Genomic DNA, 2,182 nt, shown 5'->3' with positions numbered 1-2,182 from the left:
ACATTTATCTATCCACTCAAGCCAGTTAGAAGGTTTATCTAAAAAGAATTCAATACTAGTAAGTACTTGGTTACATGCTAAATACACCCCTAATATATGTTGATTAAATAAACTAGCCCCATGATATAATGGCATCCAATTCATAATTACTTCATTCTTTGTAGCCTGGATAACATTTACAGAAGATATAATATTAAAACAAACATTACTATGTTTATATTCTGCTGCTTTCGGCTTTCCTGTTGTACCAGAAGTTAATAAATATAAGGCAACGTCTTCCTGTGTCGCCTTATAAAGATCTTCTGTTGGTAAATTACTTCGCAATTCAGCAATGGATGTAGCCAAAAAATCCTTATGTTCCCCTTCACTAAACAAGTCATTTAATTTTTCTTTTGCTTCCTGTTCCGCTAGAATTACCGGTTTTCCAAATAATTCCCAACAATTGAGCAACTTTAATATATCTGCATTTTTTTTATGATACTCATTGGGTTCCTTTAATGGTATAGGGGTAATTCCTCCTAGAATACAAGCCCAAAATAAGGGAACGAATCTTTCAATTTCATTTACTAATAAAATAGCTTTTTTTGAAGGTCCCAACCCCAATTTATAAAGACCATTTAAAATACATTTAGATTCTTCTAATAATTCTTGATAACTGCAAAATAACTTATTGCCATCCTTTTGGATGTAAGTAATACCCTTTTTTCTATCCATACTAGCCTTAAGAAACATATCAGTTAATGTTTTAACACCTTGATAATTAGAATCAAATTTAGGTTGATAAATGGCTAAAGGTATTTTATTTTCATTAATCTCTATCATACATTTTCAACCTCCTACTTGAACAATTTTATTCAACTGCATTTCATTTTAATTTAAATTCAAACCATTTCTTAAAAACATCCTCTTTTTTAGTTCCCTCTATTCTATCCACCTCTTTGCCTCCTTTAAAATAGAGAATGGTAGGAGTTTCTTTAATTTTATAATCATCCCAGCCTTCTTGAAATTCTAAAACATTATATAAAACAAGATCAACATTAAGGTCTTTGGCTAATGGAGTGACAATAGGGGTAGTCTCCTTACAGTGAGAACATGTTGGGCTGTAAAAGTAGACAAAGCGTTCCTTGTTTTTCTCTAAATCTTCTTGCAATTCTTCCGGTAAGATAATGTTCTGGTAATTGGGATCATCCAACTGTTCAACAGTGGCAGGATGAAGCTTCTCTTTGCCAAAAGGATTATGTTCTACTTTAACCGCTTGCTGTTTATTAGAAACAAAAGCAGTTATAATGAAGATGCCCACGATTAGAACAATAAACACTATTAATTTCTTCACTTTTTAGTTCTCCTTTAATCTTTTATAGATTATGTATGTACATAAGAAAATAATTATAAATGCTATTAATGCAAGGAATGGAATAGTGATAAAACCAAACCAATTAATATATTTCCCACTACAGGGAATCCTTCCACAGGAAGGAGAATTATCAGAGAAAAAAGAAATATTTTGTATAAGGTAATGATAAAAAGATATAATACCACCCATTAAAGATAAAACACTAGCATAGATACTAATCCAATACTCTTTTCTAATCACTGCTATTCCTAAAAGTACAGTGAATGGATACATTACGATACGTTGGTACCAGCAGAGGGTACAAGGTTCATACTGCCTGATTTCAGAAAAATACAAACTTCCGAACATCGCAATAATTGCAGTGGCCCACGCTAAAAATAGTAAATTATCATTTGAATTTAACTTTACTTTCATACTATGAATTCTCCTCTTAATCACTTTAAAGATAAAAATTGACTTCGTTTGCATAATTTTAGGATTGGCAAACAAGAAGCCACCCTATAACAAATGACTTTCTGCAGGTTCATATGGATTGAAGGAAAAGGCTCATTAAAGCTTGAATTATGTTTCATACATGGGATAAAAAGTAAAGATTAATTTAAATAGGTGCCTTTAACTAATAAAAAACCTCTTTTTTTTACTGCAGACGGCCCTTCCATGCAGTAAAATTCCAACTTATCAATCTCGTTTAACCTAGTAAATATCATTTCCCTCTCATTTCTGAGCTGTTCGGCCAGATTTTTTTCATGTTCAGCCAATTGTTGAAGTCTCATTAATAAAGCGTTTCTTTCATTAAATTCCATAGTACTCTCCCCTAATACTGTCTCT

Annotated in this window: 3 protein-coding genes and 1 pseudogene; all 4 read right to left on the bottom strand. The window is 31.8% G+C overall.

Annotation, left to right across the window (positions count from 1 at the left end):
- A partial coding sequence (locus tag ABWK52_RS27695) for an AMP-binding protein (protein WP_353772293.1) occupies positions 1 to 822 on the bottom strand: 822 nt, incomplete at its 3' end.
- Positions 823 to 865: 43 nt separating this feature from the next.
- Complete coding sequence (locus ABWK52_RS27690) at positions 866 to 1,333, bottom strand: thioredoxin family protein (protein ID WP_098508604.1); 468 nt, start codon at positions 1,331 to 1,333, stop codon at positions 866 to 868.
- Positions 1,334 to 1,336: 3 nt separating this feature from the next.
- A complete protein-coding gene (locus ABWK52_RS27685; RefSeq protein WP_098508606.1) occupies positions 1,337 to 1,768 on the bottom strand; it encodes a disulfide oxidoreductase in 432 nt (143 codons plus the stop codon).
- 179 nt (positions 1,769 to 1,947) lie between these two features.
- A pseudogene (locus tag ABWK52_RS27680) lies at positions 1,948 to 2,182 on the bottom strand (hypothetical protein); the annotation flags it as partial.

This window comes from Bacillus sp. AP50 (assembly GCF_040492675.1).
Classification (GTDB): Bacteria; Bacillota; Bacilli; order Bacillales; family Bacillaceae_G; genus Bacillus_A; species Bacillus_A cereus.
This window is presented reverse-complemented; position numbering and strand designations above follow the sequence as displayed.